Origin of the sequence: Bartonella sp. DB5-6 (assembly GCF_000278115.1) — a bacterium.
Taxonomy (GTDB): Bacteria; Pseudomonadota; Alphaproteobacteria; order Rhizobiales; family Rhizobiaceae; genus Bartonella; species Bartonella refiksaydamii.
On record NZ_JH725114.1, the window covers coordinates 121,633 to 125,388 of the forward strand.

At 33.4% G+C, this 3,756-nt stretch carries 7 protein-coding genes; 3 read left to right on the forward strand and 4 right to left on the reverse strand.

Annotation, left to right across the window (positions count from 1 at the left end; all coding sequences use genetic code 11):
• Positions 1–246: 246 nt before the first annotated feature.
• On the reverse strand, positions 247–564 hold the full coding sequence (locus MCO_RS00505) for a hypothetical protein (protein WP_007551923.1): 318 nt from the start codon (positions 562–564) through the stop codon (positions 247–249).
• Entirely contained in the window at positions 561–1,253 is a 693-nt protein-coding gene (locus MCO_RS00510; RefSeq protein WP_007551924.1) for a ParA family protein, read from the reverse strand. Before MCO_RS00510 ends, MCO_RS00505 begins: the two co-directional genes overlap by 4 nt.
• Positions 1,254–1,537: 284 nt before the next feature.
• Here MCO_RS00510 and MCO_RS00515 point away from each other — a divergent pair, with 284 nt between their 5' ends.
• On the forward strand, positions 1,538–1,789 hold the full coding sequence (locus tag MCO_RS00515; protein ID WP_005864558.1) for a hypothetical protein: 252 nt from the start codon (positions 1,538–1,540) through the stop codon (positions 1,787–1,789).
• Complete coding sequence (locus tag MCO_RS00520; RefSeq protein WP_007551925.1) at positions 1,786–2,184, forward strand: type II toxin-antitoxin system VapC family toxin; 399 nt, start codon at positions 1,786–1,788, stop codon at positions 2,182–2,184. Before MCO_RS00515 ends, MCO_RS00520 begins: the two co-directional genes overlap by 4 nt.
• Before the next feature lie 220 nt (positions 2,185–2,404).
• Here MCO_RS00520 and MCO_RS00525 read toward each other — a convergent pair whose 3' ends face one another.
• The gene (locus MCO_RS00525; protein ID WP_007551926.1) at positions 2,405–3,058 is read right to left on the reverse strand and encodes a recombinase family protein; all 654 of its coding nucleotides are present in this window, start codon (positions 3,056–3,058) and stop codon (positions 2,405–2,407) included.
• A gap of 218 nt (positions 3,059–3,276) precedes the next feature.
• Between MCO_RS00525 and MCO_RS00530 the strand changes: the two genes are divergently transcribed.
• Positions 3,277–3,558: a CopG family ribbon-helix-helix protein gene (locus MCO_RS00530; protein ID WP_007551927.1), complete on the forward strand. Its 282-nt coding sequence runs from the start codon at positions 3,277–3,279 to the stop codon at positions 3,556–3,558.
• On the opposite strand, the gene MCO_RS10965 is transcribed toward MCO_RS00530, so the two are convergent.
• On the reverse strand, positions 3,547–3,756 hold a 210-nt coding region (locus MCO_RS10965), incomplete at its 5' end, for a hypothetical protein (protein ID WP_210160508.1). The two genes, MCO_RS00530 and MCO_RS10965, sit on opposite strands and share 12 nt — an antisense overlap.

Sequence of the window (3,756 nt, forward strand, 5' to 3'; positions counted from 1 at the left end):
ATCAGAAATGATCATATTTACATAAGTTTGGTAGAACGGAACGCGCCTCCATGTAGCGCTGTAGTGACCAACCTATACGAGTAAGCAAGCTTAATAAAAACAACAATTTTCCATAACTAGAGTTGTCCATCATGACACGTAGTGGATTGTGGGCAACTTGTACCTGTTAAGGCTAGTTGTGGAATATTGTTTAGCTTATTTAAAAAATATTTATTATATATTTTGTACGTAAATAATAAATAAATATTATGTATTTTCTATTTTATTACTATTTATGTAAACTTCAATAAGACGATTAAGAAAATTACCACCATCCTCATTGAGTTGATCAGCTAAAGACCAAAAACTGTCTCTTACTTCTGGTTCAATTGCAAGTGTTAGTCGTGCTGTTTTTAAGCTACGTCTTCTACGTCCAACACACGTTTTGTTTTCCACATTATGACGTGTTGTAAAGCCATTTTTTTTACCTATCTCACCTAAAACTTGTTCATTTGCTTTATCCGCTTTTGTAAATGGTTGTAAATTTTCAAGATTAGGTAATGGAATTTCAGCTCTTTTTGTCATGCTACTTTATCCTTTAATAAATTTTCATTATCTAATACTTTCACAACAGCATTAGCAAAAACCGTTGCATTTTCTTGTGCTGCTTGAGGATTATTCACATCAGAGGATGATAAATCAAAAAGTGATCCTCCTATTTGAAAAAGAGCACTAAAGGCTCCTCTTTCAGTTAATGAAACAGGTAAAATAGGAACATTAGCTTTTTCTAATGTTTTCTCTATATGCTGTCCTTCACGACTGTTTAAGGTATTGGTCATAGAAAATACGATACGAAAAGGTATTTCTCTTTTAAAAAACTGACTCTGTTGTTTTATTAAAGCAATGATCTTTCCTATCTGATCTCCATCAAGTTGTTTTTTTCTCATAGGAACCAAAACTAAATCCGCTCTCCCTATAGCAAAAGAAGCCGCAAGATTAGCAGAACCTTCAAGATCAACAATAACAAATGGAAACTGTTCTACAGCATCATCAATGCAAGAAACAATATTCTGTTCTGTAATATTTCCAGAAACTTCTATATTTTGGGGCATTGTATCTACAGATCTTTTCATCCATGTCACAAGTGGTTGATTTGGGTCTGCATCAATTAATTTCACCTTAGATCCGGCTTTAGCAAAAACGTTAGCTAATACTAATGCCATTGTGGATTTTCCAACACCACCTTTTGTTGAACACATAGTAATTACAGGCATTAAGATATTCCTTATTCAATGAATAAACACCAAATAAATAACATTTATTTATTACGTATTTGTTAAAATTATAAATCACAATTATTTATTTTGTAAATATTTATTATTTACGTACAAAATATGTAATAAATATTTATATGTTGTTAATTTCAAATAAGGTATAATCTGGTGTGCACATTCCAGTATGCAAATGAGTTTATTTCACAATTTCGTTTCTTAAGAGTAATTGATTTTTACATTACTTTTATATATGTTGGATAATTATATAGTAAGAGGAATTTTTTATGCCTTCATTAACAGTTACAGCAAAAGGACAAATTACGCTGAAGCGAGATTTACTACAGCACCTTGGTGTTAAACCAGGTGAGAAGATTGACTTTGATAAGTTACCAGGTGGTGAACTTCGTATAAAAGCGTCACAGCCTACAAGCACTATTGAAAGCTTTATTGGACGATTTTCTGGAAAACTAAAAAAACCTCTAACCATTGAAGAAATGAACGAAATTACAGCTTCTAGTTGGGCTGGGAAAAAATGAAAATTTCTGTAGATACAAATGTTCTAGCTCGTGCTGTTTTACAAGATGATAAAAAGCAAGGGGAGGTAGCAAGCAAGATTTTAAGAGAAGCTTCTCTCATAGCTATTTCTTTGCCTTGTCTTTGCGAACTTGTTTGGATACTTCGCAGAGGTGCGAAATTATCAAAAGAAGATGTATCTGGGATGTTACGCGATCTGCTAGCAACCAGTAACATAGTAATGAATCGACCAGCTGTTGAAGCTGGACTTGCTATCCTAGAGGCTGGTGGAGATTTTGCTGATGGAATTATATCTTATGAGGGAAATTGGCTAGGTGGTGAGACGTTTGTTTCCTTTGATAAATTAGCAATAGACCTGTTAAAGAAAAACGGACAGTTAGTAAAACTCCTTACTTAATGAGTGAGCTAATACCTATAAAAGAATAAGCTATAGATGTGGATTTTCCAACACTACCTTTTGTGGAACACATAATAATCACTGGCATAACATAATCATTATTTAATAAATATTTACAAAATAAATAACATTTATTTATTGCATATTTTATATGTAAATAATAAACATACTTCAATGCATCACGTCATGGAAAAGAATTATCAACTTGTCCTAGTTTATCTTAATTCTCCAATGTCTTTGGCATGGTAATGATAGGCTTCATTTTTGTTGGCTTAATGTTTCTACGTTCAATGAATAAACGCAAGGTATTCACACTGACTCCTAAGGTCTTAGCAATACGACATCGTGACAAACCAACATTGACAAATGCTTGAATTTCATCAATGTGATTGTCCAGCTTTAATTGCGTAGCTTTACTTCCTTTTGGCCGACCAAGTTTTATTCCTCGTTGACGAGCAACATTTAAGGCTTCTTTTGTGCGTGTTTGAATTAAATGCCGTTCAATTTGTGATACCATACCTAATACGTTTGCAATGATATCGCTTTGTAAACTTCCATCCATGATAAGGTTTTGTTTTGTTATATGCACAATTAAACCACGTTCACTGGCTGCTTTGAGAATTTCTAAAACAGCAAGAGAAGAACCAGCTATACGAGAAAACTCCGGTGTGAGTAACACATCACCACATTCAGCATTTTCAATTAAAGCACCAAGTTTACGCTTACGCCAATCTTTTCCTCTACTTGCAATTTCTTCCTCAATATGAAGTGGTGCAAAGCCATATTTATTAGCATATTCTAACAATCCAAATTTTTGATTTTCTGTATCTTGTCCATCACGAGAAACTCGTAGATAAGCGTAAAATTTCGGCATATTCAATAAAAACGTCAATTTAGATTAAAACTGATATATTTTTGCACAAAAAAAATAGAAATTAAATATACAATTTTAGTTCATAAAAAATGATCGTTTTTTATGATAAGTAACAGCATTTAACATATTTAAAACACCGTCCTTCAAAGCAATTTATTGAATAAATAATAAAATGTGTTATATTGTAATTATATTGTAACACATTACATGGTAGGAAAATGGCTGAAACAACATTCACATTTCGCGTTGATGATATCCTAAAAAATGAATTTTCTGAAGCCGCAAAAGCATGTGATAGATCTGGTGCGCAACTCTTACGAGATTATATGCGCAAGATTGTAAGAGAGCAAAAAGAAAAGGGTTCTTATGATTTATGGTTTCGGGAGCAAATCCAGCTTGGTATTAATTCCGCTAATGCTGATGATGTAATATCTGCTGAAGAAGTTGAAGCAGAAGCGGCGGTATGGCGCCTTGAAACACAACGTAGGCTAATAAGTTAGCTTTATGAAGCTAATTTGGACGCGGATAGCACACTTTGATCGCCAGAAAATACGTGAATATATAGCACAAGATAACCATTCTGCCGCTCTAGCGTTTGATAAGATTTTGTCTGGAAGATCTTCATGTAAAAGGCTTGCTGAAAAATCAGCATTTATCGCGTGCCCTTGCAGATCAAAGTTTTTTCGAGTTTCGCCGTC

Excerpts from the sequence above, each read along its gene's own strand:
- MCO_RS00525 (WP_007551926.1), bottom strand. The coding sequence starts at position 3,058 with ATGCCGAAATTTTACGCTTATCTACGAGTTTCTCGTGATGGACAAGAT.
- MCO_RS00520 (WP_007551925.1), top strand. The coding sequence starts at position 1,786 with ATGAAAATTTCTGTAGATACAAATGTTCTAGCTCGTGCTGTTTTACAA.
- MCO_RS00530 (WP_007551927.1), top strand. The coding sequence starts at position 3,277 with ATGGCTGAAACAACATTCACATTTCGCGTTGATGATATCCTAAAAAAT.
- MCO_RS00515 (WP_005864558.1), top strand. The coding sequence starts at position 1,538 with ATGCCTTCATTAACAGTTACAGCAAAAGGACAAATTACGCTGAAGCGA.
- MCO_RS00510 (WP_007551924.1), bottom strand. The coding sequence starts at position 1,253 with ATGCCTGTAATTACTATGTGTTCAACAAAAGGTGGTGTTGGAAAATCC.
- MCO_RS00505 (WP_007551923.1), bottom strand. The coding sequence starts at position 564 with ATGACAAAAAGAGCTGAAATTCCATTACCTAATCTTGAAAATTTACAA.